The 24,794-nt window shown below is 47.9% G+C and carries 19 protein-coding genes and 1 pseudogene; 18 read left to right on the top strand and 2 right to left on the bottom strand.

Annotation, left to right across the window (positions count from 1 at the left end; genetic code table 11):
• Nucleotides 1-21: 21 nt before the first annotated feature.
• The 18 genes and pseudogenes from pheS (at nucleotide 22) to ACESON_RS03360 (ending at nucleotide 21,409) form a co-directional block, all read left to right on the top strand.
• Entirely contained in the window at nucleotides 22-1,041 is a 1,020-nt protein-coding gene (gene pheS, locus ACESON_RS03445) for a phenylalanine--tRNA ligase subunit alpha (protein WP_177959389.1), read from the top strand.
• Between the two features lie 47 nt (nucleotides 1,042-1,088).
• Complete coding sequence (gene pheT, locus ACESON_RS03440; protein ID WP_373108519.1) at nucleotides 1,089-3,509, top strand: phenylalanine--tRNA ligase subunit beta; 2,421 nt, start codon at nucleotides 1,089-1,091, stop codon at nucleotides 3,507-3,509.
• A 62-nt stretch (nucleotides 3,510-3,571) separates the two neighbouring features.
• Complete coding sequence (gene eno / locus ACESON_RS03435) at nucleotides 3,572-4,873, top strand: phosphopyruvate hydratase (RefSeq protein WP_373108517.1); 1,302 nt, start codon at nucleotides 3,572-3,574, stop codon at nucleotides 4,871-4,873.
• A 36-nt stretch (nucleotides 4,874-4,909) separates the two neighbouring features.
• Complete coding sequence (secG, locus tag ACESON_RS03430) at nucleotides 4,910-5,137, top strand: preprotein translocase subunit SecG (RefSeq protein ID WP_177959392.1); 228 nt, start codon at nucleotides 4,910-4,912, stop codon at nucleotides 5,135-5,137.
• Nucleotides 5,138-5,251: 114 nt separating this feature from the next.
• Nucleotides 5,252-7,393, top strand: coding sequence for a ribonuclease R (gene rnr, locus ACESON_RS03425; protein ID WP_373108516.1), 2,142 nt, complete (start codon nucleotides 5,252-5,254; stop codon nucleotides 7,391-7,393).
• 1 nt (nucleotide 7,394) lies between these two features.
• The gene (gene smpB / locus ACESON_RS03420; protein WP_177959394.1) at nucleotides 7,395-7,856 is read left to right on the top strand and encodes an SsrA-binding protein SmpB; all 462 of its coding nucleotides are present in this window, start codon (nucleotides 7,395-7,397) and stop codon (nucleotides 7,854-7,856) included.
• 217 nt (nucleotides 7,857-8,073) lie between these two features.
• A complete protein-coding gene (locus tag ACESON_RS03415) occupies nucleotides 8,074-9,099 on the top strand; it encodes a branched-chain amino acid aminotransferase (RefSeq protein ID WP_373108514.1) in 1,026 nt (341 codons plus the stop codon).
• Between the two features lie 102 nt (nucleotides 9,100-9,201).
• Entirely contained in the window at nucleotides 9,202-10,173 is a 972-nt protein-coding gene (locus ACESON_RS03410) for a glycosyltransferase family 2 protein (protein WP_373108512.1), read from the top strand.
• Nucleotides 10,139-12,040: a DUF6020 family protein gene (locus ACESON_RS03405; RefSeq protein WP_373108511.1), complete on the top strand. Its 1,902-nt coding sequence runs from the start codon at nucleotides 10,139-10,141 to the stop codon at nucleotides 12,038-12,040. The genes ACESON_RS03410 and ACESON_RS03405 overlap by 35 nt, the downstream gene beginning before the upstream one ends.
• Nucleotides 12,041-12,153: 113 nt before the next feature.
• Nucleotides 12,154-12,867, top strand: coding sequence for a redox-sensing transcriptional repressor Rex (locus tag ACESON_RS03400; RefSeq protein ID WP_177959398.1), 714 nt, complete (start codon nucleotides 12,154-12,156; stop codon nucleotides 12,865-12,867).
• Between the two features lie 104 nt (nucleotides 12,868-12,971).
• Nucleotides 12,972-14,576, top strand: coding sequence for an NAD(P)H-hydrate dehydratase (locus tag ACESON_RS03395; protein ID WP_373108510.1), 1,605 nt, complete (start codon nucleotides 12,972-12,974; stop codon nucleotides 14,574-14,576).
• A 13-nt stretch (nucleotides 14,577-14,589) separates the two neighbouring features.
• Nucleotides 14,590-15,789: an alanine racemase gene (gene alr / locus ACESON_RS03390; RefSeq protein ID WP_373108509.1), complete on the top strand. Its 1,200-nt coding sequence runs from the start codon at nucleotides 14,590-14,592 to the stop codon at nucleotides 15,787-15,789.
• Nucleotides 15,790-15,946: 157 nt separating this feature from the next.
• The gene (locus ACESON_RS03385) at nucleotides 15,947-16,300 is read left to right on the top strand and encodes a type II toxin-antitoxin system PemK/MazF family toxin (protein ID WP_177958634.1); all 354 of its coding nucleotides are present in this window, start codon (nucleotides 15,947-15,949) and stop codon (nucleotides 16,298-16,300) included.
• Between the two features lie 187 nt (nucleotides 16,301-16,487).
• Nucleotides 16,488-17,345 (top strand): annotated as a pseudogene (locus tag ACESON_RS03380) (hemolysin family protein); the annotation flags it as partial.
• An 81-nt stretch (nucleotides 17,346-17,426) separates the two neighbouring features.
• Nucleotides 17,427-18,827 (top strand): MATE family efflux transporter, encoded by a 1,401-nt coding sequence (locus tag ACESON_RS03375; RefSeq protein WP_373108507.1) that lies wholly within the window; start codon nucleotides 17,427-17,429, stop codon nucleotides 18,825-18,827.
• Between the two features lie 129 nt (nucleotides 18,828-18,956).
• Nucleotides 18,957-19,694 carry a YebC/PmpR family DNA-binding transcriptional regulator gene (locus ACESON_RS03370; RefSeq protein WP_177958631.1) on the top strand — a complete coding sequence of 246 codons (738 nt, stop codon included), beginning with the start codon at nucleotides 18,957-18,959 and terminating at the stop codon, nucleotides 19,692-19,694.
• Nucleotides 19,695-19,808: 114 nt separating this feature from the next.
• Nucleotides 19,809-20,759, top strand: coding sequence for an AEC family transporter (locus ACESON_RS03365; protein ID WP_373108506.1), 951 nt, complete (start codon nucleotides 19,809-19,811; stop codon nucleotides 20,757-20,759).
• Nucleotides 20,760-20,932: 173 nt separating this feature from the next.
• Nucleotides 20,933-21,409 carry a pyridoxamine 5'-phosphate oxidase family protein gene (locus tag ACESON_RS03360; protein ID WP_373108505.1) on the top strand — a complete coding sequence of 159 codons (477 nt, stop codon included), beginning with the start codon at nucleotides 20,933-20,935 and terminating at the stop codon, nucleotides 21,407-21,409.
• Nucleotides 21,410-21,515: 106 nt separating this feature from the next.
• On the opposite strand, the gene ACESON_RS03355 is transcribed toward ACESON_RS03360, so the two are convergent.
• The gene (locus tag ACESON_RS03355; RefSeq protein WP_373108503.1) at nucleotides 21,516-23,144 is read right to left on the bottom strand and encodes a GDSL-type esterase/lipase family protein; all 1,629 of its coding nucleotides are present in this window, start codon (nucleotides 23,142-23,144) and stop codon (nucleotides 21,516-21,518) included.
• A gap of 372 nt (nucleotides 23,145-23,516) precedes the next feature.
• Nucleotides 23,517-24,791 (bottom strand): 3-phosphoshikimate 1-carboxyvinyltransferase, encoded by a 1,275-nt coding sequence (aroA, locus tag ACESON_RS03350; RefSeq protein WP_373108502.1) that lies wholly within the window; start codon nucleotides 24,789-24,791, stop codon nucleotides 23,517-23,519.
• Nucleotides 24,792-24,794 lie beyond the last annotated feature (3 nt).

The following is a 24,794-nucleotide window of genomic DNA, read 5'->3' as shown; positions in this document are numbered from 1 at the left end:
ATAACAGAAAGGAAGGAAACCATGAAAGAGCAGTTAGAGAAAATCAAATCGGAGGCTTTGGCTAGGATTGAGGCTTCTGATGCGCTGGAAACCTTAAATGACATTCGGGTAGCATATTTGGGAAAAAAGGGTGAGCTGACCAGCGTTTTGAAGAGCATGAAAAATGTAGCGCCGGAGGAGCGTCCCAAGGTAGGACAGATGGTTAACGAGGTTCGCGCACTTCTGGAAGAGAAATTAGAAGAAACCCGTCTGGCCCTTGCGGCAAAAGCTCGTGAGGAGCAGCTGAAGAAAGAGGTTATTGACGTTACGCTTCCTGCAAAGAAGGCGAATATCGGTCACAGCCATCCTAACATGGTGGCACTGAAAGAGGTAGAACGTATTTTTATTGGTATGGGCTATGAGGTTGTGGAAGGACCAGAGATTGAGTATGATGAGTACAATTTCACCAAACTGAATATTCCTGCCAACCATCCGGCTAAGGATGAGCAGGATACCTTCTATATTAACAAGGACATTGTGCTGCGTACTCAGACCTCTCCGGTACAGGCTCGTGTTATGGAAAAGGGCAAGCTGCCTATCCGCATGATTGCTCCTGGCCGTGTATTCCGTTCTGATGAGGTAGATGCAACTCATTCTCCTTCCTTCCATCAGGTAGAGGGACTGGTTATTGACAAGCACATTACCTTTGCAGATTTAAAGGGAACCCTGGCTGAATTTGCAAAAGAAATGTTTGGTGAGGAGACAAAGGTAAAATTCCGCCCCCATCATTTCCCGTTTACTGAGCCCAGTGCAGAGATGGACGTCAGCTGCTTTAAGTGCGGCGGCAAGGGCTGCCGGTTCTGTAAGGGTTCCGGCTGGATTGAGATTCTGGGCTGCGGAATGGTTCATCCCCATGTGCTTGAAATGTGCGGCATTGATCCGGAAGAGTATGTAGGCTTTGCTTTTGGCGTAGGCCTGGAGAGAATTGCCCTCCTGAAATATGAGATTGACGATATGCGTCTCCTCTATGAAAACGATATTCGTTTCTTAAAGCAGTTTTAATGAGTGAGTCGGTGAAATAAGAGAGATAATCAAAAGGAGATAGAGACATGAACACAGCATTGTCATGGATAAAGGCATATGTTCCTGATTTGGATGTAACTCCCCAGGAGTATACAGATGCAATGACCCTGATCGGAACAAAGGTAGAAGGATATACCTGTCTTGATAAAAATCTGGAGAAGATTGTAGTAGGACAGATTCTGAAAATTGAAAGACATCCGGATGCAGATAAGCTGATTATCTGCCAGGTAGATGTGGGAAATGAAACCATACAGATCGTAACCGGCGCCCCAAATGTAAAGGAAGGGGATAAGGTTCCCGTTGTTCTGGATGGAGGCAAGGTGGCAGGCGGTCATGACGGCGGCCCGCTTCCTGAGGACGGTATTAAAATCAAAAAGGGAAAACTCAGAGGAATCGATTCCTATGGAATGATGTGCTCGATTGAGGAGTTAGGATCCTCACGGGATATGTATCCTCTGGCTCCGGAAAGCGGAATTTATATTCTTCCGGAGGATGCTCCAGTGGGTGCAGATGCCATTGAGATTCTGGGACTTCATGATACGGTATTTGAGTATGAGATTACCTCCAACCGTGTAGACTGCTACGGTGTAATCGGAATTGCAAGAGAGGCAGCAGCAGCCTTCCGCAAGGAATTTCATCCTCCGGTAGTGAAAGAAACAGGAAACAGCGAGGATATTCATGATTACCTTCAGGTAGAGGTGAAAAATCCGGAGCTGTGCAGCCGTTACTGCGCAAGAATGGTAAAAAATATTAAGCTGGCTCCGTCACCAGAATGGATGCAGAGAAGACTGGCTGCAAGCGGAATCCGCCCCATCAACAATATTGTAGATATTACCAACTACATTATGGAAGAGTACGGACAGCCCATGCATGCCTTTGATTATGATCAGCTTGCAGGACATAAAATTGTGGTGAAATGCGCTCAGGATGGGGAGACCTTCCAGACCCTGGACGGACAGGAGAGAAACCTGGACAGCAATATTTTAATGATTAATGACGGCGAAAAAGAAGTGGGCATTGCAGGTATTATGGGTGGTGAAAACTCCAAAATTACAGACAATGTACAGACCATGGTATTTGAGTGCGCCTGCTTTGACGGAACGAATATCCGTCTGTCTGCAAAGCGTCTGGGACTGCGAACCGATGCTTCTGGAAAATACGAAAAAGGGCTGGATCCCAATACTGCCTATGAGGCAGTAAACCGTGCATGTCAGCTGGTAGAGGAGCTGGGCGCCGGTGAGGTAGTAGGAGGCCTGATTGATGTTTATTCTGAGAAGCGGGAGGAATCCAGAGTGGCTTTCAGCCCGGAGAAAATCAACAATCTGCTGGGTACGGAGATTGCGCCGGAGACAATGAAGGACTATTTCCGGATGCTGGGGCTTGGATTTGATGAGGAGACTCAGGAGGTCGTTGCTCCTACTTTCCGTCAGGATATTCACTGCATGGCAGATCTGGCAGAGGAAGTAGCCAGAATGTACGGCTATGATAAGATTCCGACAACACTTCCCTCCGGTGAGTCCACAACAGGACGGATTTCCTTTGAGGGTCGGATTGAAGACATTGCAGAAGAGGTTGCCATGTTCTCCGGCTTCAGCGAGAGCATGACATACTCTTTTGAGAGTCCCAAGGTTTTTGACAAGCTTCTGATTCCTGTGGACTCCAGCCTGCGCAGCACAATTGAGATTTCCAATCCTCTGGGAGAGGATTTCAGTGTGATGAGAACTCTGCCCTTAAATGGTATGCTGACTTCTCTGTCCACGAACTATAATCGCCGAAACAAAGATGTGAAGCTGTTCGAGATGGCCAAGGTATATCTGCCTAAGTCTCTTCCTCTGACAGAGCTGCCGGACGAGCGGGTTCAGTTTACCTTGGGTATGTACGGTGAGGGAGATTTCTTTACTATGAAAGGTGTGGTAGAGGAGCTGTTTGACAAGCTGGGCATGACAAAGAAGGTACACTATGATCCTTCCTGCGAACGCCCCTATCTGCATCCCGGACGGAAGGCGGATATTGTTTATGAGGGTGTAAAACTGGGCTATCTTGGCGAGGTTCATCCGGAGGTGGCTGACAATTACAAGATTGGCGAGCGTGTTTATGTGGCTGTTCTGGATATGCCGGCTGTTGTTCCTTTCGTAAGCTTTGACTGGAAATATGAGGGACTGGCAAAATATCCGGCAACCACCCGTGATATCAGCATGGTAGTTCCCAAGGAAATTCTGGTGGGACAGATTGAAGATATTATTGCGCAGCGGGGCGGAAAGATTCTGGAAAGCTACAAGCTGTTTGATATTTATGAGGGAGCTCAGATTCTGGCCGGACATAAATCCGTTGCATACTCCATTACCTTCCGGGCAAAGGATCATACCCTGACCGATGATGAGGTAAATGCAGTAATGAAAAAGATTTTAAATGGCTTAGAAGGCATGGGAATCCAGCTGAGAGCATAATTGCAGCATAAAATGGCTATCCTTACGTTAGAAGAGATTCTAAGGTAAGGAGGCCATTTTTTATGAGGCATGATTTTGAAATAGCAGGTGTGTACGGCCGGGAGATTCTGGATTCCAGAGGGAATCCTACGCTGGAGGCAGAGGTGTATTTAAAGGGAGGAGCTGTGGGACGGGCATCGGTTCCTTCTGGAGCCTCTACGGGTAAGTTTGAAGCAGCAGAGCTGCGGGACGGGGGTCCTCGTTATCATGGAAAAGGAGTAAAAAAAGCAGCAGCATATGTCAATTCGGTTCTGGCAGATACAGTCTGTGGTCAGGATGTCTTTTATCAGTGGGAGATTGACCGGCGTCTGAGGGAGGCTGACGGAACTGCAAATAAAGAAAGACTGGGAGCTAACGCTGTTTTGAGCGTATCGCTGGCAGCAGCCAGGGCCTGTGCGGCACAGCAGAGAATTCCTCTTTACCGTTATCTGGGGGGATTAAATGGAAGAAAAATGCCGGTCCCAATGATGAATGTGCTGAATGGGGGCGCTCATGCAGACAATACGGTGGATCTTCAGGAATTTATGATTATGCCAGTGGGAATGGAAAGCTTTGCAGAAGGACTGCGGATGTGCTCGGAGGTGTATCATACCCTGAAAACACTTCTGAAAACAAGAGGATACAGTACAGCTGTGGGTGATGAGGGTGGCTTTGCTCCGGATTTTAAGAACGCAGAAGAGGCTTTGACCTGTCTGATGGATGCAGTTTCTGTAAGTGGGTATGAACCAGGAAAGGACTTCTGTTTTGCCATAGACGCAGCGGCAAGTGAGCTGTACGACAGCAGAACCGGCAGATATGTTTTCCCGGGAGAGAGCCGGATGAGCCAGAGAAACGTAAGCCGCTCATCAGAAGAAATGGTAGAGTACTTGCGAAGACTGACAGAGGCCTTTCCCATATGTTCCATTGAGGACGGCCTTGGAGAGGAGGACTGGGAAGGGTGGAAGCTGTTAACCGGGGTTCTGGGAAAACAGATTCAGCTGGTAGGAGACGACCTTTTTGTTACAAATACAGCTCGCCTGGAAAAAGGAATCCGGGAAGGGGCGGCCAATGCCATTCTGATCAAAATGAACCAGATAGGAACCCTGACGGAAACACTGGAGTCCATGGAAATGGCAAGGCTTGCCGGATACCGGACGATTGTTTCTCATCGTTCCGGGGAGACAGAGGATACGTTTTTAGCAGATCTGGCAGTGGCAGCAGGAAGCGGTCAGATCAAAACAGGAGCTCCCTGCCGGTCAGAACGAGTTGCAAAATATAACAGGCTGCTCAGGATTGAGGAGGAAGCGAAAGGAAAAAGGCTTGTTTTTTCAAAAGAAGTATGCTAAACTAATGGTGTTTGACTATTAGGAGGTATCGTTCTTATGTTAAAGATTATCTTATCCGTGATTTTTATTCTGATATGTGTGGCTTTGACCGTGGTTGTATTACTTCAGGAAGGAAAATCAGCAGGCCTTGGCGCAATCAGCGGAATGGCTGATACTTACTGGGGAAAAAACAAGGGACGTTCCATGGAAGGCAATCTGCAGAAGTTTACTACCTTTGCAGCAGTTGCATTTATGGTACTGGCAATTGTTTTGAATTTACTGTAAGAATGGAAGAAGCACTCTTGGATACAGCAAGGGTGCTTTTATCTTTTTATAGAAAAGTCCACCCTGAGCAGTAATATTTTATGCATCAAAGAGATCGTGACAAAAGGAGATTTTATGACAGAAGAAGCGTTAAAAGAAAGGAAAGAGGGCCTGTTGGCGCTGATGGAAGATCCTTCCTATGTGCCTATGAAGCTGAAGGAGCTTTCCATGCTGCTGAACGTGCCGAGAGAGCGGCGTGAGGAGCTCAAAGAGGTTTTGGATGCTCTGATTGCAGATGGAAAGATTGTTCTTTCTAAACGGGGTAAATATGGCCGTCCAGAAAAGAAGATTCTTACTGGAACCTTTTCCGGCAGTTCCAGAGGCTTTGGCTTTGTTGTTCTGGAGGGCGGCCAGCAGGATATTTATATTCCGGCGGATCAGACGGGGGATGCCATGCACGGTGACAAGGTGCAGATTACGGCAGAACCGGCCAGAGCCGGACGCAGACCGGAGGGAACGGTGATTCGGGTTCTGGAGAGGGCTAATGAAACTCTGGTGGGATATTACCAGAAAAACAGGCATTTCGGGTTTGTGATCCCGGATAACCAGAAAATTGCTACGGATATCTTTATACCGGAAGGAGAAGATATGGGAGCCGTTACAGGCCATAAGGTAGTGGTAAGGCTGACCAGCTTTGGCGGAACCCGGAAAAAGCCGGAGGGAAGGGTGACGGAAATTATTGGTCACGTCAACGATCCGGGAACAGATATCCTTTCGATTGTAAAGGCTTATGGGCTTCCGGAAGAATATCCGCCGGAGGTGATGGAGCAGGTAAGCCGGATTCCGGATGAGGTGACGGCAGAAGAAATGCAGGGAAGAAAGGATATCCGCAGCTGGCAGACAGTAACCATAGACGGTGAGGATGCAAAGGATCTGGATGATGCCATTACCATCAGCCGGGAAGCCTACGGCTATCGGCTGGGTGTCCACATTGCGGATGTGAGTCATTATGTGACAGAGAACAGTCCCTTGGATCAGGAGGCGCTTCGCCGTGGAACCAGTGTTTATCTGGTGGATCGAGTGATTCCCATGCTGCCCCATAAGCTGTCGAATGGGATCTGCTCTCTGAATGAGGGAACGGATCGTCTGGCTTTAAGCTGCATTATGGATCTGGATTTCCAGGGCCGGGTTCTGGGACATGAGGTGGCAGAAACCGTAATTCAGGTCGATCGCCGTATGACCTATACAGCAGTCAACGCCATTGTTACAGATCAGGATCCAAATACAATGGAAGAGTACCGGGACTTTACAGAGATGTTTGCTCTGATGAAGGAGCTGGCAGATATTCTCCGGGAGCGGCGGTATCAGCGAGGATCCATTGATTTTGATTTTCCGGAGACAAAAATGATTCTGGATGAAAAAGGCCGGCCAGTGGAGATTCGTCCTTATGAACGCAATGCGGCCACGCGGATTATTGAGGATTTCATGCTGATGGCCAATGAGACCATTGCAGAGGACTATTTCTGGCAGGAGGTTCCGTTTTTATACCGAACCCATGACACTCCGGATCCGGAAAAGATGAAACGTCTGGGATTATTTATTAATAACTTTGGTTATACCATCCGTACCCAGCAGGGGGAGGTTCATCCCAAGGAGATTCAGAAGCTTCTGAAAAAAATAGAAGGAAGCGAAGAGGAGGCGCTGATTAGCCGTCTGACTCTTCGCTCTATGCGGCAGGCCAAGTATATGCCTGTGTGCAGCGGTCATTTCGGTCTGGCGGCTAAGTATTATACCCATTTTACATCACCGATCCGCCGGTATCCGGATTTGCAGATTCACCGGATTATTAAGGAGAACCTTCACGGAAATCTGACAGAAAAGAGGCTTTCCCATTATGATAAGCTTCTGACCGGCGTGTCCATCCAGTGTTCAGCCACAGAACGGCGGGCAGAGGAAGCGGAGCGGGAAACCATCAAGATGAAAAAATGTGAATATATGGCGAAACGGATTGGCAGAGAGTATGAGGGTGTGATTTCCGGTGTAACAAACTGGGGATTTTATGTGGAGCTGCCCAATACCGTAGAGGGACTGGTTCATGTAAGCAGCCTGCAGGGAGATTACTATCTGTTTGACGAAAGCAGAATGGAACTGAGAGGTGAAATGAGCGGACGGACGTTCCGGCTGGGGCAGAAGCTCCGGGTTGTGGTTATGGGAACGGACAAGCTGACCAGGACTGTCGATTTTCTTCCGGCAGAGGAGGAAAACAGGGAGGATTAAGATGAAAGATTCAGTAAAGCTGGTGGCCAACAATAAAAAGGCCTGGCATGATTATTTTATTGATGACAAAATTGAGTGCGGAATTGAATTGTTTGGAACAGAGGTGAAGTCCATCCGCATGGGGCACTGCAGCATCAAGGAGGCCTTTGTCCGTATTGATAAGGGTGAGGTTTACGTTTACGGAATGCATATCAATCCGTATGAGAAGGGAAATATTTTCAATAAGGATCCCCTTCGCTCCAGAAAGCTTCTGCTCCATCGGAGCGAGATTGACAAGCTGGAGGGGAAAATTCGGGAAAAAGGTATCACCCTGGTTCCTCTTCAGGTTTATTTTAAGGGAAGTCTGGTAAAGGTGGAGATTGGACTGGCTCGAGGAAAGAAGCTTTATGACAAGCGGGCTGATATTGCGAAAAAGGACCAGCGCCGGGAAGTGGAGCGGGAATATAAGGAGCGTCTGAGATAGGACTTCCAGGATGGACTGCCGCCTTTGGCATAGAAAAAACGTTGATTTTTTCTGATTCGAGTTATAACAGCTATGACAGAATGGCATACAGAAAATAAAAAACAGTCATTGATTTTACGGCATATAGGGGATATAATGTTGTTTAATACGAATTTGGAGACAGGAAGGTCATAAGGTATCAAAGAAAAAGGCGTGCCTGTGGAATGGAGGAACAGTGATGGAGAAAAAAAATCTGGATTGGAGCAATATCGGATTCAGCTATATGCCTACAGATATGCGATATGTAGCTAATTATAAAGACGGACGCTGGGATGAGGGAGGTTTGACGGCAGACTCTAACGTGGTGATTAATGAATGTGCCGGGATTCTGCAGTACTGCCAGGAGTGTTTTGAAGGCTTGAAGGCTTATACCACAGAGGATGGAAGTATTGTTACGTTCCGTCCGGATCTGAATGCAGAGCGTATGATGGATTCCTGCGCCCGTTTGGAAATGCCTCAGTTTCCCAAGGAGCGTTTCCTGGAGGCAGTGGATCAGGTAGTGAGAGCCAATGCGGCATGGGTTCCGCCTTTTGGAAGCGGAGCAACCTTTTATCTGAGACCCTATATGTTTGCATCCGGGCCGGTAATTGGCGTAAAGCCGTCAACCGAATATCAGTTCCGTTTGTTTGGAACCCCGGTAGGTCCGTATTTTAAAGGCGGAGTAAGGCCGTTGACCATTTGTGTCAGTGATTTTGACCGGGCGGCTCCTCATGGAACCGGCCACGTAAAGGCAGGACTGAACTACGCCATGAGCCTTCACGCCAATGTGACTGCTCATGCGGCAGGATATGATGAGAATATGTTCCTGGATCCGGCTACCAGAACTTACGTAGAGGAGACAGGAGGAGCAAATTTTCTGTTTATAACCAAGGACAATGAGGTGGTAACCCCTAAGTCTGACTCTATTTTGCCGTCTATTACCAGACGTTCTCTTGTTTATGTGGCAGAGCATTATCTTGGTTTGAAGGTTACTCAGCGGCCGGTGAAGCTTTCCGAGCTGTCAGATTTTGCCGAGTGCGGCCTGTGCGGAACGGCAGCTGTGATTTCCCCAGTAGGAAAAGTGGTGGATCACGGAAAAGAAATCTGCTTCCCCAGCGGCATGACAGAGATGGGCCCTATTACGAAGAAGCTGTATGAAACTCTGACTGGAATTCAGATGGGAACGGTGGAAGCGCCGGAAGGCTGGATTCGCAAGATTGTATAATAGTCAGTCTTGCTTGGACAGAACAGACAAATATGAAACAAAAAAAGTCCTCCGGGAATGTAAGGTTTCCGGAGGGCTTTTTGAGCGTACAGGAGAGTAGATATGGACAAAATTGCTGTACTGATACCCTGCTACAATGAAAGCTGTACCATTGCAAAGGTAGTGGCAGATTGGAAGCGCGTTCTTCCGGAAGCAGTGGTTTATGTATATGACAACAATTCCAAAGACAACACAGACCAGATTGCCAGACAGGCGGGGGCTGTGGTGCGTTATGAGCATCAGCAGGGAAAGGGCAATGTGATCCGGAGAATGTTCCGGGAAATTGACGCCAGATGTTATATTATGGTAGACGGAGATGATACTTATCCGGCAGAATGCGGGCCGATTATGGCAAAGGCTGTTTTAGAGGAGCAGGCAGATATGGTTATTGGAGATCGTTTGTCCTCGACCTATTTTGCAGAAAACAAAAGGCCCTTTCACAATGTGGGAAATTCCATGGTGAGAGCAGCCATTAACAGTCTTTTCCGGACCGATATCAAAGATGTGATGACTGGATGCAGGGCATTCAGTTATGCCTTTGTCAAAACATTTCCGGTGCTTTCTAAGGGATTTGAGATTGAAACAGAAATGACAATTCATGCAGTGGACAAAAACATGGCTCTGAAAAATATCCCCATTGATTATCGCGATCGGCCGGAGGGAAGTGTGTCCAAATTAAATACTGTTTCTGACGGAATCCGGGTAATAAAAACCATAGGAAAGCTCTACAGGGACTATAAGCCCCTGGGTTTTTTCGGCAGGATTGCTCTGATTCTGCTGGTTCTTTCTTTCTGGTTCTTTGTACCGATTATGAAGGAGTATCTGAAAACAGGGCTTGTTCCGCAATTTCCTACACTGATGGTATGCGGTTTTTGTGCAATTACGGCAGTATTAGCCCTGTTTGCCGGAATGATTCTGCAGACCATTATTCAGAAGCATAAGCAGGAATTTGAATTCCGGCTTCAAATCGCATGTGAAATGTACAGGAAAAAAATAAAAGATGATGGAAACTATGATATTGCGAAATCAAAATAAAAAGAGATGTGAGGGAGACGGGAAAAGAATCAGAGGAGGTTTTTGGATCCTGCAGCTTCTCTGGGCCTGGGGAGCTGTCTATGGGGTCAGCCGCATGAAAAAGCAGCTGGGACTGACAGAGATGCTTTTGCTCCACAAAAGCCTGCTGTCTCTTTTTCTGTTTGCGTCAGGTTTCTTTCTTGTCGGACGTATGGCGGAGGACTGGAAAGAAAACTGCTGTCTGGCGTTTTCGGCGCAGCTTCTCTCAGTAATGCTTTGTTTTACAGAGCTTTTGGGAATGGGACTGCGTTTCATGGAAACAGGTGATTTAGGGAACGTATCTGAGGGGACACAGTTTTTGGCTGCAGCCGGAGAGCTTGCGGCAGGCCGGCAGGTATATCTGGACAGCTGGCAAAGCTGGGCCTGGACGTTTTTTACAGCAGTGGCGCTTTCTGCCTATCTGGAACCGTTTCTTTACAGGCTTGGGGGGCTTCTTCCAGAGCAAGAAGCCTGCTGTAAAAGAGGGAAAAAAAGAGCCTCATCGGTATTTTTTAAAAGTTGGCTTCTTTTGTTTCTGGGATACCTTCCCTGTTTTCTGGCGTTTTATCCAGGACTTTACTGTTATGACATGACCTGGCAGTGGGATATGTACTGGACAGGAAATTACAGCACTCACCATCCGCTTCTTCACACCTATTTGTGCGGCTGGCTGTTTGAGGCAGGGAATACTCTGTTTGGCAGCTACAACGCAGGGCTGGCGCTCCAGTCCCTGCTGCAGATTGGAATTTTGACCGGCTGTATGGCATTTGCAGCATCATTTCTTGCAAAATGGGGACTTCCATGGAAGATTCGCGGGGCGGTGACGGCATTTTACCTGCTTTTCCCCTTTTTTCAGGTGCTCGGAATCAGTACGACCAAGGATACCATATTTGGAGGCCTGTTTCTGGTGGTGTTTGTCTGTATCTGTGATATGACCAGGGCTCAGAAAGTATATCGGGGAAAAGCGCTGGCTGGATTTCTGATGGCGGCAGTCCTTATGGGAACCTTTCGAAACAATGCGTCCTATGGGTTTTTGCTGACAGTTTTGTGTATGATGACGGTGTGGATGATTATGAGATTCAGGGGAAGGCGCGGAGGGTTTCTTCCGGAATTGAGCCTGATTCTTTGCCTTTCTGTAGCAGGCAGCACAGGGGTGAACTATGGGCTGGAACAGGCGCTTCATGCCTCTAAGGGAAGCGTGGCGGAGATGCTGAGTGTTCCCATGCAGCAGATGGCGAGAACCTATGTGTATCACAGAGAGGAGCTGGCAGAAGAAGAAAAGGAGGAGCTTACAGCCTACCTTCCCAGAGAAAATCTGGAGGCCTACAAATACTATGTGTCCGATCCAGTGAAAGCCGGTTTCCAGGCAGAGGCGTTTGAGTCTGGAAAAGAGGAATTTATCAGACTCTGGCTGAGCATAGGGCGGCAGTTCCCGGCTGAATATGTAAGGGCAACGCTTTTAAATACCATGGGACTGTGGTATCTGGGCGGAGACTCCAGCTGCTATATGGCTTATGAAATGAAACCGTCCTCCTATGTGTGGCAGGAGAGTCGTCTTCCGATGTTAAAGCCCTGGTATCTGTGGTTTCAGAATGATAATTTGAAGGAGAAGCTGCCAGTGCTGTCCATTCCTTTTTACACCTCCTTTTATTCCTGGGCAGTGGTACTCTGCGGCGGGCTTTTGATTGGAAGAAGAAGGTACAGATGGCTGACACCTGTGGGAATTTTGCTTGGATATCTGATATCCCTTGCTCCGGGTCCCTGTATTCTGGTACGGTATATGGCGGGAATCATGCTCTGTGTACCTGTGCTGTGGAGTGCTGTGTTTTACGGAAAAAGGGAGGAATGATTTCAAGATGGTGAAAACGCATTTGACAGAAAAATCTCAAACGGGTATAATGTAAGCTAGATGAACAGGGTGCTCAGCATCCGAATATGTGACAGACAGGAGAGTAGGCAAGCATGGAGGGAAGAGAAATATCAAAGGCTGTGATTACGCGGCTTCCCCGGTATTATCGATACCTTGGAGAATTATTGGAATCTGGAGTGGAACGAATTTCATCCAATGAGCTGAGTGTTCGAATGAAAGTAACTGCATCTCAGATTCGCCAGGATTTGAATAATTTTGGAGGATTTGGTCAGCAGGGCTACGGCTATAATGTTAAATATCTTTATACGGAAATTGGAAAAATTTTGGGAATTGACCGACAGCATCATATGATTATTATTGGTGCAGGAAATCTTGGGCAGGCGATTGCCAATTATGCTAATTTTGAAAAGCGCGGATTTATCATTAAAGGTATGTTTGATATCAATCCCAGACTGATCGGTCTTGTTGTCAGGGGAATCGAGATTCGCGGGGTAGATGATCTGGAGCAGTTTATCAAGGATAACGATGTTCAGATGGCTGCGCTGACGATCCCTAAGACAAAGGCGCCTGAGATTGCAGAGCGGCTGGTAAAGGCGGGGATTAAGGCTATCTGGAATTTTGCACATGTGGATTTGAATGTGCCGGAGGATGTAGTTGTTGAGAACGTACATCTTTCAGAGAGCCTTATGCGTCTGTCCTACCGGGTGTGCAGCCTGGAGGATCGGAAGGAAAAGCAGAGAGAGAAGGAACGGGAAAGGGCGGCCTTGAAAGCAGGTAAATCACTGAAGGATGAAGCAAATCAGTGATTTAAGGAGGAAACAAGGGCATCTGCCGGCGGACAGGAAGGAAGCTTCCTGGGCTGCCGGCAGTTTGTGTATGATCGGAGATGGAGTCTTTAGGAGGAGAGGATATGAGGTATGTGGTGACAGGAGCACAGATGAAGCAGATCGACCAGGATACGATTCAGAGAATAGGAATTCCCTCTGTGGTGCTGATGGAACGGGCAGCTCTGGCAGTGGCAGAAGAAGCAAAGAACCTTTTATCCAACCGGAGAGACCTGGCGATTTCCGGACAGATTTCCTGGAGCGCTGCAGAGAATTCTGGAATTCTGGCAGTTTGCGGTATGGGGAATAACGGCGCAGACGGAATCGCAGCAGCCCGCATTTTAAAGGGGTGGGGATATCGGGTAAAGATTCTTCTATGGGGAAATCCGGAACAGGCTACCCAGGAAAACCGGCTTCAGCAGAAAATTGCAGAGAAGCTTCAGATTCCTATGGTCTGGGAAGGCCAAAAGGGGGAAGTTCTCTGGAAGCAGGAGATGGAGGAAGGCAGATGGCCGGTGGTCATTGACGGTATTTTCGGAATAGGGCTTTCCCGTCCGGTGGAGGGCTCCGGTTTTCGGCTTCTGGAGTACCTCCAGGAGAAAAAGCAGGCAGGAAAAATACAGGTGACTGCTGTGGATATTCCTTCCGGCATTCATTCTGCTACAGGAGCAGTGATGGGAACTGCCCTGGCTGCAGACATAACGGTGACCTTTGGATTTGAAAAAACAGGCCTGCTTTTGTATCCGGGCAAAGGCTTTGCCGGACAGGTCAGGACGGCAGATATTGGTTTTACAGAAGACAGCCTGGAGTATTCTGGATGGGATGGACTGGTGCCGGAGCCGTCTGAACTGGAACGGCTGAGAAATAGGCAGGCAGATGGAAATAAGGGAACATTCGGAAGGGTACTGATTGTTGCAGGAAGCCGGGGAATGTGCGGAGCTGCCTATTTAAGCGGACTGGCTGCCTACCGAACAGGTGCTGGACTGGTAAAGCTTCTTACCGTTCCGGAAAACCGGGAAATTCTTCAAAATCAGCTTCCCGAAGCCATTGTGGAAACCTACGATCCGGAGGAGCTTTCTCTGGAGGAAGGAAAACTTTTTCTGGAAAAACAGTGCCGCTGGGCCGATGTCATTGTGCTGGGGCCGGGGTTGGGAAGGGAGCCTTATGTCTGTGATTTGGTGGAGCAGATTCTCGCAGATGCTTTTGTGCCTATTGTTCTGGATGCAGACGGACTGAACACGGTGGCGTCCCATCCTTATCTGACCCGCTATTTTACAGAAAATATTATTATTACTCCTCATATGGGAGAAATGGCGAGGCTGTGTTCCTGTTCCGTAGAGCAGCTGAAGGAGGATCCGGTACAGGCAGCCAGGAGTTACAGCAGCCGATATGGGGTTGTGTGTGTGATGAAGGATGCAGCAACTGTTACAGCGGATAAAGATGGAAATGTGTGGCTGAATCCCAGCGGCTGCAGCGCCATGGCAAAGGCCGGTTCTGGAGATGTTCTGACCGGAGTAATTGCCGGACTTCTGGCAAGAGGGCTGGAATGTACAGATGCTGCTTTTCTAGGCGTATATGTGCATGGACTGGCGGGGGAAGAGGCCGCAAGGCGCTGGGGAATTCACAGCGTACTTGCCGGCAATCTGGCAGACTGTATTTTATGCCATAGGGAAATGCGTTCTATGACATAGGAAGGAAATGATCATGAAGCAGTATACACGGGTTTATGCGCCCATTGATTTAGATGCAATTCGATTTAATATGGAATCCATGAAACGTAATCTTGCTCCTGGAACAGGAATTCTGGGCGTTGTCAAGGCTGACGGCTATGGCCATGGGGCAGTGCCTGCGGCTATAGCTATGGAGCCCTATGTAGACGGTTATGCAGCAGCTACCTTGGAGGAGGCTTTGATGCTGCGCCGTCATGGAATCAGCAAAAGGATCCTGATTCTTGGAGTAACTCATAAAAGCCAATATAGAGAAATGCTGGATGCGGATATCCGCCCTACAATTTTTACTATGGAACAGGCTTTGCCTCTTTCTCAGCTGGCGGAAGCCAGGGGGGTTACAGCCGCAGTACATCTGGCTCTTGATACAGGAATGAGCAGGATTGGGATGACTCCGGATGAAAAGGGAGCTGATCTGGCAGCAGAAATAGCGGGGCTTCCCGGGATTTATGTGGAAGGTCTTTTTACTCATTTTGCCCGGGCAGATGAGCTAGATAAAACCTCTACAGAGGAGCAGCTGGAGCGGTATCTGCATTTTACAGAGCTTTTAAAAGAGAGGGGAGTGGAGATTCCTATAAAACACTGTGCCAACAGCGCGGCAATTATTGATCTGCCCCACATGGGCTTTGATATGGTTCGGGCGGGAATTTCTGTATATGGGCTGTATCCCTCCGATGAGGTGGATCGCAGCCGTGTTCCCTTAAAACCGGCGATGGGATTAAAAAGCTTTGTAACCTACGTAAAAGAGATCCTTCCAGGTCAGGCAGTCAGCTATGGAGGAACCTTTGTCGCAGATCATCCCATGAAGGTAGCAACCATTCCGGTGGGATACGGGGATGGCTATCCGCGCAGTCTTTCCGGAACAGGTTACGTGCTGATTTTTGGAAAAAAAGCGCCGATTCTTGGCCGCGTATGTATGGATCAGTTTATGGTAGATGTAACAGGAATTCCGGGAGTGAAGGAGGAAACGCCGGTTACTTTGATTGGAAGCGATCAGGGGGAAGAAATTACGGTGGAAGAGCTGGCAGAGCTGTGCGGCGGCTTTCACTATGAAATGATCTGCGATTTGGGCAAACGGATTCCGAGGGTTTATTACCAGAATGGACAGGTTGTGGGAACCAAGGATTATTTTGATGACAAATACGAGGATTTTTTTACTGGAAAGAGCCTTTCGTAACGGGAGAAGGTTACTGGGAATGTGTCTTAATTTATTTTTGTTTTAGAGTCAGGATTAACAGGTTTCCGTCTGCAGCATAAAATAATCACAGAAAGGTATACACCGGTCAAAAGACGGCAATACTACTGCTAAACAAGATTGACGGAGTGTGAAAACTGTGATTATCCGACGAGGAGATATTTATTATGCGGATCTGCGTCCGGTAGTAGGTTCAGAACAGGGAGGAGTCCGCCCTGTTCTGATTATACAGAACGATGTGGGAAACAAACACAGTCCAACGGTGATTTGTGCAGCGATTACGTCGAAAATGAACAAGGCGAAGCTGCCTACCCATGTGGAGCTGGATACCCGCAGATGTGATATGGTGAAGGATTCGGTAATTCTTTTAGAACAGCTGAGAACCATAGATAAGCAGAGATTGAAGGAAAGAATCTGCCATATTGACGATGAACTTCAGAAAAGGGTAGATCTGGCGCTGATGGTGAGCCTGGAGCTTCCTGCTCCTACATAGTTCGCCATTGACGAAAATTAATAAATTTAGTACAATAATTTACGTATTATTTATTTTCAAAGGAAAAAGGAGTTCCAAAAAAGCTATGGACGACGGTTATGGGCATCCAGGAATTTTCCTGGCAGCTGCGGCAATTGCAGTAATTGCCGGATACCTGATTTGGAGGTATCAAAAATCAAAAGCAGAAAATGTAACTGAGGAAGACATTAAAACCATGGTCAACGAGGGGCATGAGCAGGGGGTTCTGGAATCCAGTGAGGCAGAGATGATTTCCAACATCTTTGAATTTGACGATAAAGAAGCCGGCGATATCATGACCCACAGGAAGAATATTGTGGCGCTGGACGGTTCCATGACTGTGCGGGAGGCGTCGCGGTTTGTTCTTAAAGAGGCAAGCAATTCCCGTTTTCCGGTATATGGCGAGGATTTGGACGACATTATCGGAACGGTACATATCCGGGATGTGCTGGTTCATGCGGAGAATCCCGGGGAAGCGCAGACGGCTCTTCGCCTAGTTCCGGGAATGCTTAGGTCGGCTCATTTTATTCCGGAAACCCGCAATATCAATTCTCTGTTTAAGGAAATGCAGTCTCAGAAGATTCATATGGAAATCGTGATTGACGAGTATGGACAGACGGCGGGGCTGGTAACGATGGAGGATATTCTGGAAGAGATCGTGGGAAATATTCTGGATGAGTACGATGAGGACGAGCAGTTTATTGTTCGTGGAACAGACGGTATTCTGACGATGAGCGGCATGACGCCTCTGGAGGATGCTCAGGAGGAGCTGGGAGTGACATTCCCTGAGGAGGATCTGGAGAATTACGACACGATTAACGGACTTTTGATTTCCAGACTGGATCGTATCCCTGGCGAAGAGGAGAAGCCGGAGGTTCAGTACCAGGGATATCTGTTTTCCGTACTGAAGGTGGAAAATAAAATGATCGCTTCTGTCCGTGTGACAAGGCTTCCAGAGGAAGACAGGGAGACAGAGACTTCCGGAGAAGGAACTGGAGAGCAAGAACGGGAAGAAACGACCGAATAAGAGGAAAATAACGCTTTTTTCAGAAAAGGCGTTATTTTTATGTCATAGGAAAAGAGAAAAGAAAGAGGTACAGAAAGAAAAATGACACAGATGTTGACGGATACAGGAAATATGCTGAAGGATCGGAGATTTTTGGGGAAGGCAGTGACGATTGCTTTTCCGGTTGCCATGCAGGGGATGCTGAATACCATTGTAAACCTGGTGGATACGATGATGATAGGAACTTTGGGGGAAACCTCCATCGCTGCAGTAGGACTGGCAAATAAGGTGTTTTTTGTGTTTTCTCTGCTGGTTTTCGGAATTGTCAGCGGCTCTGGAGTTCTTGCAGCTCAGTACTGGGGAAACCATGATGTGAAAAATATACGGAAGGTGCTGGGACTGGCTCTTATGATTTCCATAGCCGGTTCCCTGTGTTTTCTGATTCCGGCACAGCTTTGCCCGGAGGCGGTTATGCGGATTTTTACAACCAGTCAGAGTTCCATTACAGTGGGCGCTGCCTATCTGGCTGTGGTATCCCTTTCCTACCCCTGTACGGCAATTTCCAATACCTATGTGGCTATGCTTCGGGCAGTGGGAAAAGTAAAGGCTCCTGTAGTTATCAGCTGCATAACCATTGGAATTAATATTTTATTTAACTATATTTTTATTTTCGGTCATTTTGGAGCGCCGGCCATGGGAGCTCCCGGCGCGGCCCTTGCTACGCTGATTGCCAGAATTGCCGAGTGCGGGGCTCTTCTTGCAGTAACCTTTATCAGCCGTTCCCCTCTTGCATGCCGGATAAAGGAGCTGTGGGGCTACAGCAGTGCGTTTCTGAGGCAGTTTGCCGTGACAACAGGGCCGGTGATTGCCAATGAATTTATGTGGGGCCTGGGAACTACCATGTACTCCCTTGCTTATGGACGAATGGGAGACAATGCCGTAGCGGCAATTACGATTGCGACTACGATTCAGGATATTGTGGTTGTTTTGTTCCAGGGGCTCAGCGCAGCGGCGGCTGTGATTCTGGGACATGAAATGGGCGGAGGAAATCTGAAACGGGCAGAAAAATATGCGAAATATTTCCTGATTCTTCAGTTTCTGGTAACGCTTGCAGCAATGGGAATCTGTTTTGGAATCCGCGGCACCGTGATCGGAATGTACAGTATATCTCCAGAGGTTGCAGATCATGTAAGACGCTGCCTCAATGTATTTATCCTGTATATGCCGGCAAAAATGTTTAACTACGTCAATATTGTCGGTGTCCTCAGAAGCGGAGGAGATACCAGAGTCTGCCTGTTTATTGATACCAGCGGCGTATGGATGATCGGAATTCCCATGGCATTTTTGGGAGGACTTTTCTTAAAGCAGCCGATTTATGTGGTTTACGCCATGGTCATGTTTGAGGAGGTATACAAGGCAGTGATTGGATATGCCCGGTACCGCCAGAAAAAGTGGCTGAGGAATCTGAATATGGAGTTGCAGATGCATCAGGGAGAGGCCTGAGTGAAAAAATGGTTCTCCTGTCAGGGGAAACTCAGGAAGAAAGGGTTGTCATTCCGGGAAAATAGTGCTAGAATGAAAAAGATGTTTTGAACAGGGACGAAAAGAGAAAAAGATAAGGAGTTAGATTTTATGTCAGGACATTCCAAGTTTGCCAATATTAAACACAAAAAAGAGAAGAATGATGCAGCAAAGGGAAAGATTTTTACAGTGATCGGCCGTGAAATTGCTGTAGCTGTAAAAGAGGGCGGTCCCGATCCGGCCAACAACAGCAAGCTGCGTGATGTGATTGCAAAGGCAAAGGCTAATAATATGCCGAATGATACCATTGACCGCGGTATCAAAAAAGCAGCAGGTGATGCAAACTCTGTTAATTATGAGGTGCTGACCTATGAGGGATACGGCCCCAATGGCGTGGCTGTTATTGTAGATACACTGACAGACAACAAGAACCGTACTGCTGCCAATGTAAGAAGCGCATTTACCAAGGGAAACGGAAATATCGGTACCCAGGGAAGCGTATCTTTCATGTTTGACAAAAAGGGGCAGATTGTCATTGATAAAGAAGAGTGTGAAATGGATCCGGATGAGCTGATGATGCTGGCTCTGGATGCAGGCGCAGAGGACTTTGCAGAGGAAGAGGACAGCTACGAGGTAATTACAGCTCCAGAGGATTTCAGTGCAGTGCGTGAGGCTCTGGAGAAGGAAGGTATCCCCATGCTGGAGGCTGATGTAACGATGATTCCTCAGACCTGGGTGGAACTGACCGACGAGGAGGATATTAAGAGAATGAACCGCCTTCTGGATCTGCTGGATGATGATGACGATGTGCAGGCGGTATATCACAACTGGGATACAGACGAAAGATAAGGAATAATGGATGTATAGACAACTCCTTCCTGAGCATTGGTATAATGTGCGGGAAGGAGTTTTTTTAACGATTTAAACAGAGGGGAGCTTTCCCGGTATTGAGGAGGAATAAAAATGGATTTGGCGATGACAGCCATGAGGCAGGTTTTTGTGTTGTTTATTTTGATGTTTGCAGGCTTTGCCGGTGTAAAGACAGGACTGATTCGGATGGAAGGCAAGAAAGCATTTTCGGATTTGCTGGTCAATCTGATCTGTCCCTGCATGATTCTTAATTCCTATTTTGCTGAATTTCAGCCGGAAATTTTCCGGAATCTTCTCTGGGCCTACGGCGTGTCACTGCTGCTGATTTTGGTGGGACTGGCTGTAACTGTGATTTTTACGAAAAAATTCCCCCCATCAGAAAGACCGATTCAGCAATTTGCCTGCATTTATTCCAATGCAGCCTTTATGGGATTTCCCCTGATTCAGGTGATGTTTGGTGAAGAAGGACTTCTTTATGCCAGCGCCTATGTAACGGTATTTAATATTTTGCTATGGACGCATGGTTATATTATGCTCAGCAAAGGAAGAGAAGGAAAGTCCAGAAGAGAAGCAGGGGGCTTCCGGACAACGATGAAAAAGCTTTTCACAACGCCGGTTCTGATTTCAGTGATGCTGGGACTGGTGATTTACCTGGGACGGATTCCGATTCCTGGTGTGCTGGCAGAGCCTATAAAGCTAATCAGCGGGATGAATACGCCTATGGCAATGTTTATTACAGGGATGATTATTGCAGACAGCAATCTGGGGAAGATTATCCGGAATGTACAGATTTCAGCTATGGTTTTACTTAGGCTGATTCTGATTCCTCTGGTATGCTTTGGAATTTATCTGGCTGCTGGATTTACGGGAATGCAGGCCCAGGTAGTCTTTCTTTTGGAGGCCTGTCCCTGTGCGGCGATTACATCTGTATTTGCTGTGCAGTTTGGATACAATGAGGAAATGGCTGCGGGTTCCGTTGTAGTCACTACTCTGCTAAGTATTATTACTCTGCCTTTGTGGGCGGGAATGATTTCTATGATTTAAGGCAACTATTCAGGACAGCGGGAGAACTGGAAGAAAAATCTGTGTCAGGCTTGCCTGTAAGCAGGGCTTTCTTCCAGTTCTCACATCGGAGGAATCTCCGATGCTTCTTGCTCGGCTTTGCCGGACAAGAAGATACCCCGTCCTGAACAGTTACGATTTTAGGAGGAAAAAGAATGTTCAGAAAAATGAGAAGATTCAAGCAGCAGATATCAGAGGAGGAGTGTCGGGAAATTTTGAAGCAGGAGCCCCGGGGCGTTCTGTCTTTAATTGGAGATAATGGATATCCCTATGGAATTCCCATGGATCACTGGTATTGCGAAGAGGATGGGAAGCTTTATTTTCATGGAGCAAAGGAAGGTCATAAGATTGATGCGATTGAGAAGTGTGACAAGGCTTCCTACTGTGTTTATGACAAAGGCTTCCGAAAAGAGGGTGAGTGGGCTCTGAATATAAAAAGTGTGGTGGTCTTTGGGAGGCTCCGCCCAATTCATGACGTGGAAAAGTCCATGAAGATATGCAGGGAGCTGTGCGGAAAATTTACAGAGGATCAGGAATACATTGAGCATGAAGTAAAACATGCCGGACCTCATGTGCTTTGTCTGGAGTTCACCCCAGAGCATATGACGGGAAAACTGGTAAATGAATCATAACAGAAGCATGGCGATCCTCGCGGAGCATTTTTGTTTCACAGGACGTATTTTTTTATGAAAGAAAAAACGGTCACCCCGAAAAGGGTGACCGCCAGATAAGGATATTCTACTGTAGAGTCAGAGAAATGTTCTGGAAGGTAACGTCTGCGCTTTTTGATACAAACATACCCACATAAACAAAATCAGAATCAATGGCAGTCAGCGGGAAATCAAAGCCTGCGCTGACAGGAGCGTTATCACCAAAGATACAGGTGTAGCCATCAGGACCTTTCCGGATTTCCAGATGTACAGTTTCTCCAGGATTGTAAATCCGGGATGCGGTACCGCCGGAGATCAGCTGCCCATTTTTTCGGGCAAAACAGTTCCAGGGCTGGTCAGAGGCCATCTGAAGAGGACCGGCTGCTACATAGTCGCCCATGGTGTCATTGATAACGGTGTCCAGATAAATATCATCACGAACCATCAGTCCAAAGGAATTCTGGTTTTCTTTTTCCAGATAGTTAATTGTCACATCAGCAGACAGGATGAAATTCCGGTTTGCCGGTACCTGCTGATAATACATGGCCAGGCCGTCGCTGGATGCGGCAATCTTTCCGGCATCGGCATCTCTGGTCAGCGGGGAGTCGCCGCCTGCTGCCATGCGGATGGAGCCGTCAGACTGAGGCTGAAGACTGAAATACAGATGATTCAGGAACTCATATCCGTCTATATCTCCAAACACAGTGGGCTTCCAGTCTCCGGAGGGATTCCACAGAGTGCTTGCTGCGGTGGGAGCGGAGAAATTCTGTCCCTGGTAAGAGGGATTTAAGGCCGCCTCTGTAAACTGGGGAACCTGAGGGTTGGCAACTACATAATTCTTCAGATTGCAGTTTGATTTTAACAGCTCGTCTGCAATGAACCAGGCATTGCAGGCAGCGCCGTACTGGTTGGTGTGGGTATTGTCAATGCTGGCTTCCCGCTGAGAGGTCCAGGCGTGGCGCTCCTTAACTCCCTGAGCTCCCAGGCGTTCATAGACGTCCTTGGTACGGGTGGTCAAATCCAGAACGGTTACGCTTTTGCCTACGCCCAGCTGTTTGATAGCCTTAGCATAATTGCCGCCCTGGAAGGTCCCTTCTTCATTGGTAACGGTTTCCGTAATATGTCCGCTTTCTCCTGTGTAATTGTTGCCCAGATCTCTGCGGACAATGGGAGTAACCAGAATCGGGATAGCCCCTCTTTCCTTGGCTGGCTGTATGTATTTTTCAAACAGATAGTACTGGAAGGAGCCGACTACGGAAGGAGAACCGCCGGGATTGGTATAGCGTCCCAGCTCCGGGCGTTTATCGTTGTGGCCGAAGCCAATCATCAGGTAGTCGCCGGCTTTTATATTCTGCAGGATCGTCTGGTACTGATCTGTATCTGCATAGGTTTTAGAACTGGTGCCGGAAACAGCCATATTCTGGATGTTGACACCCTGGATGTAGAGTCCCAGCTGTGTGCCCCAGCCGGCCCGGGGGGAATAATAATTCGTGTCATTAAAAGCTGCTGCAGTCGAGTCGCCGGCAACCCAGAGGGTGGGAATATTTAGTTCAGCGGTGCCGCTTACCAGAGGAGCAGTACCGGAAACAGATGAGGTATTCCCCTGAATCGGCGGAACAATGGTGTCGGCCACGGCCGGAATGGTAGAAAATGCCGAGGTCACAGCACAGATACAGCCCAGAAGAAGGGCTTTGATTCTTCCTGTATGTTTTTTCATGAATCCATTCTCCTAACTTGTATTTTTTTCAATTAGCAACTGTTCAGGACGGGTATCTTCTTGTCCGGCAAAGCCGAACAAGAAGCATCGGAGATTCCTCCGATGCGAGAGCTGGCAGGAAAACCCGCTTATAAGCAAGCTTGACGCGAATTTTTCTGCCAGCTCTCCCGCCGTCCTGAATAGTTACGTCAATTAGACTTATTATAGCGGATTAAAAAATGATTGCCAAGACCTTTTGAACAAATGTCCGAAATGGTCATAAGATTGTAAGAGAAAATTAAAAAAGAAGCTCGGCGGCGAGCTTCTTTGTCTGTGGCGGATCGCTTCTGCGCAAAATTTTTTTTGCTGCATGGCGATCCGCGCGGAAGGTTTTTATTTCATCAGACCTTTCAGATCCTCATAGAAGCCAGGGTAGGAAATGTTGACACATTCTGCCCCAAGAATCTCCGTTTCTCCATCAGCCATGCAGCCGGCAACTGCAAAGGTCATGGCAATCCTGTGATCCAGACGGCTGTCAATCACTGCGCCGTGAAGCGGCCGTCCGCCGTGAATAATCATACCGTCTTCTGTCTCCTCTACATCTGCGCCCATGGCAGAAAGATTGCGAACCATAACCTCGATTCGGTTGGATTCCTTGACTTTCAGCTCAGCGGCATCTCGGATGATGGTGTCTCCCTCGGCAAAGCAGGCCATGGCTGCAATTATGGGAAGCTCATCAATCAGCGTGGGGATAATAGCGCCTTCAATGACAGTTCCATGAAGGGAACTGGACGTGACAAGAATATCAGCGGCGGGTTCCCCTTCGGAGGTTTCATTTAATATGGTAATATTTCCTCCCATGGCTCTGCAGACACGAAGGATTCCATCCCGGGTAGGATTGATTCCTACATGTTTTAAAAGAAGCTCGGAGCCGGGAATGATCAGTCCTGCTGCAAGGAAAAAGGCAGCAGAGGAGATATCACCGGGAACACGGAGCTTCTGTCCGTAAAGTTCTTCTGCTGGAAGAATTCTCGTGGTGGTTCCCTGGTTTTCTACCTTGGCCCCAAAGCTTCGAAGCATTCGCTCTGTGTGATCTCTGGAAAGAAAAGGCTCCGTCACCTTTGTTTCCCCGTCTGCATAAAGACCGGCCAGAAGAATGGCCGATTTCACCTGGGCAGACGCTACAGGCGACTGATAGTGAATTCCGTGGAGATGGGTTCCCTCGATTTCAAGGGGAGCGCAGTCGTTGCCCTGGATGCTGCGGATTTTAGCCCCCATCTGGGAAAGGGGCTGGATAATCCGCCTCATGGGGCGTTTCTGGATGGATGCGTCGCCAGTCAGGGTAACAGAAAAATCCTGAGCAGACAAAATCCCGGAAATGAGCCGGGTGGTTGTTCCGCTGTTGCCGCAGTCCAGAACAGAATCCGGTTTTTTCAGACCATGAAGACCATTGCCATGTACAAGAACGCAGTTTCCTTTGTTTTCAATTTCTATCCCCATGCTGCGGAAGCAGGAGATGGTAGAAAGGCAGTCTGCCCCCTGGAGAAAATCATAGATTTCCGTGGTTCCTTTGGCGAGGGAGCCAAACATGACACTGCGGTGAGAGATGGATTTGTCGCCGGGAATCGTAAGCTCTCCCCGCAGACTGCCGCATTTTCTGAATTTCATAAT

This window comes from Lachnoclostridium sp. Marseille-P6806 (genome assembly GCF_964238185.1).
GTDB lineage: Bacteria > Bacillota > Clostridia > Lachnospirales > Lachnospiraceae > Brotaphodocola.
This window is presented reverse-complemented; position numbering and strand designations above follow the sequence as displayed.

Coding starts and splice junctions, on each gene's coding strand:
- pheS (WP_177959389.1), top strand. CDS start 22: ATGAAAGAGCAGTTAGAGAAAATCAAATCGGAGGCTTTGGCTAGGATT.
- pheT (WP_373108519.1), top strand. CDS start 1,089: ATGAACACAGCATTGTCATGGATAAAGGCATATGTTCCTGATTTGGAT.
- eno (WP_373108517.1), top strand. CDS start 3,572: ATGAGGCATGATTTTGAAATAGCAGGTGTGTACGGCCGGGAGATTCTG.
- secG (WP_177959392.1), top strand. CDS start 4,910: ATGTTAAAGATTATCTTATCCGTGATTTTTATTCTGATATGTGTGGCT.
- rnr (WP_373108516.1), top strand. CDS start 5,252: ATGACAGAAGAAGCGTTAAAAGAAAGGAAAGAGGGCCTGTTGGCGCTG.
- smpB (WP_177959394.1), top strand. CDS start 7,395: ATGAAAGATTCAGTAAAGCTGGTGGCCAACAATAAAAAGGCCTGGCAT.
- ACESON_RS03415 (WP_373108514.1), top strand. CDS start 8,074: ATGGAGAAAAAAAATCTGGATTGGAGCAATATCGGATTCAGCTATATG.
- ACESON_RS03410 (WP_373108512.1), top strand. CDS start 9,202: ATGGACAAAATTGCTGTACTGATACCCTGCTACAATGAAAGCTGTACC.
- ACESON_RS03405 (WP_373108511.1), top strand. CDS start 10,139: ATGATGGAAACTATGATATTGCGAAATCAAAATAAAAAGAGATGTGAG.
- ACESON_RS03400 (WP_177959398.1), top strand. CDS start 12,154: ATGGAGGGAAGAGAAATATCAAAGGCTGTGATTACGCGGCTTCCCCGG.
- ACESON_RS03395 (WP_373108510.1), top strand. CDS start 12,972: ATGAGGTATGTGGTGACAGGAGCACAGATGAAGCAGATCGACCAGGAT.
- alr (WP_373108509.1), top strand. CDS start 14,590: ATGAAGCAGTATACACGGGTTTATGCGCCCATTGATTTAGATGCAATT.
- ACESON_RS03375 (WP_373108507.1), top strand. CDS start 17,427: ATGACACAGATGTTGACGGATACAGGAAATATGCTGAAGGATCGGAGA.
- ACESON_RS03370 (WP_177958631.1), top strand. CDS start 18,957: ATGTCAGGACATTCCAAGTTTGCCAATATTAAACACAAAAAAGAGAAG.
- ACESON_RS03365 (WP_373108506.1), top strand. CDS start 19,809: ATGGATTTGGCGATGACAGCCATGAGGCAGGTTTTTGTGTTGTTTATT.
- ACESON_RS03360 (WP_373108505.1), top strand. CDS start 20,933: ATGTTCAGAAAAATGAGAAGATTCAAGCAGCAGATATCAGAGGAGGAG.
- ACESON_RS03355 (WP_373108503.1), bottom strand. CDS start 23,144: ATGAAAAAACATACAGGAAGAATCAAAGCCCTTCTTCTGGGCTGTATC.
- aroA (WP_373108502.1), bottom strand. CDS start 24,791: ATGAAATTCAGAAAATGCGGCAGTCTGCGGGGAGAGCTTACGATTCCC.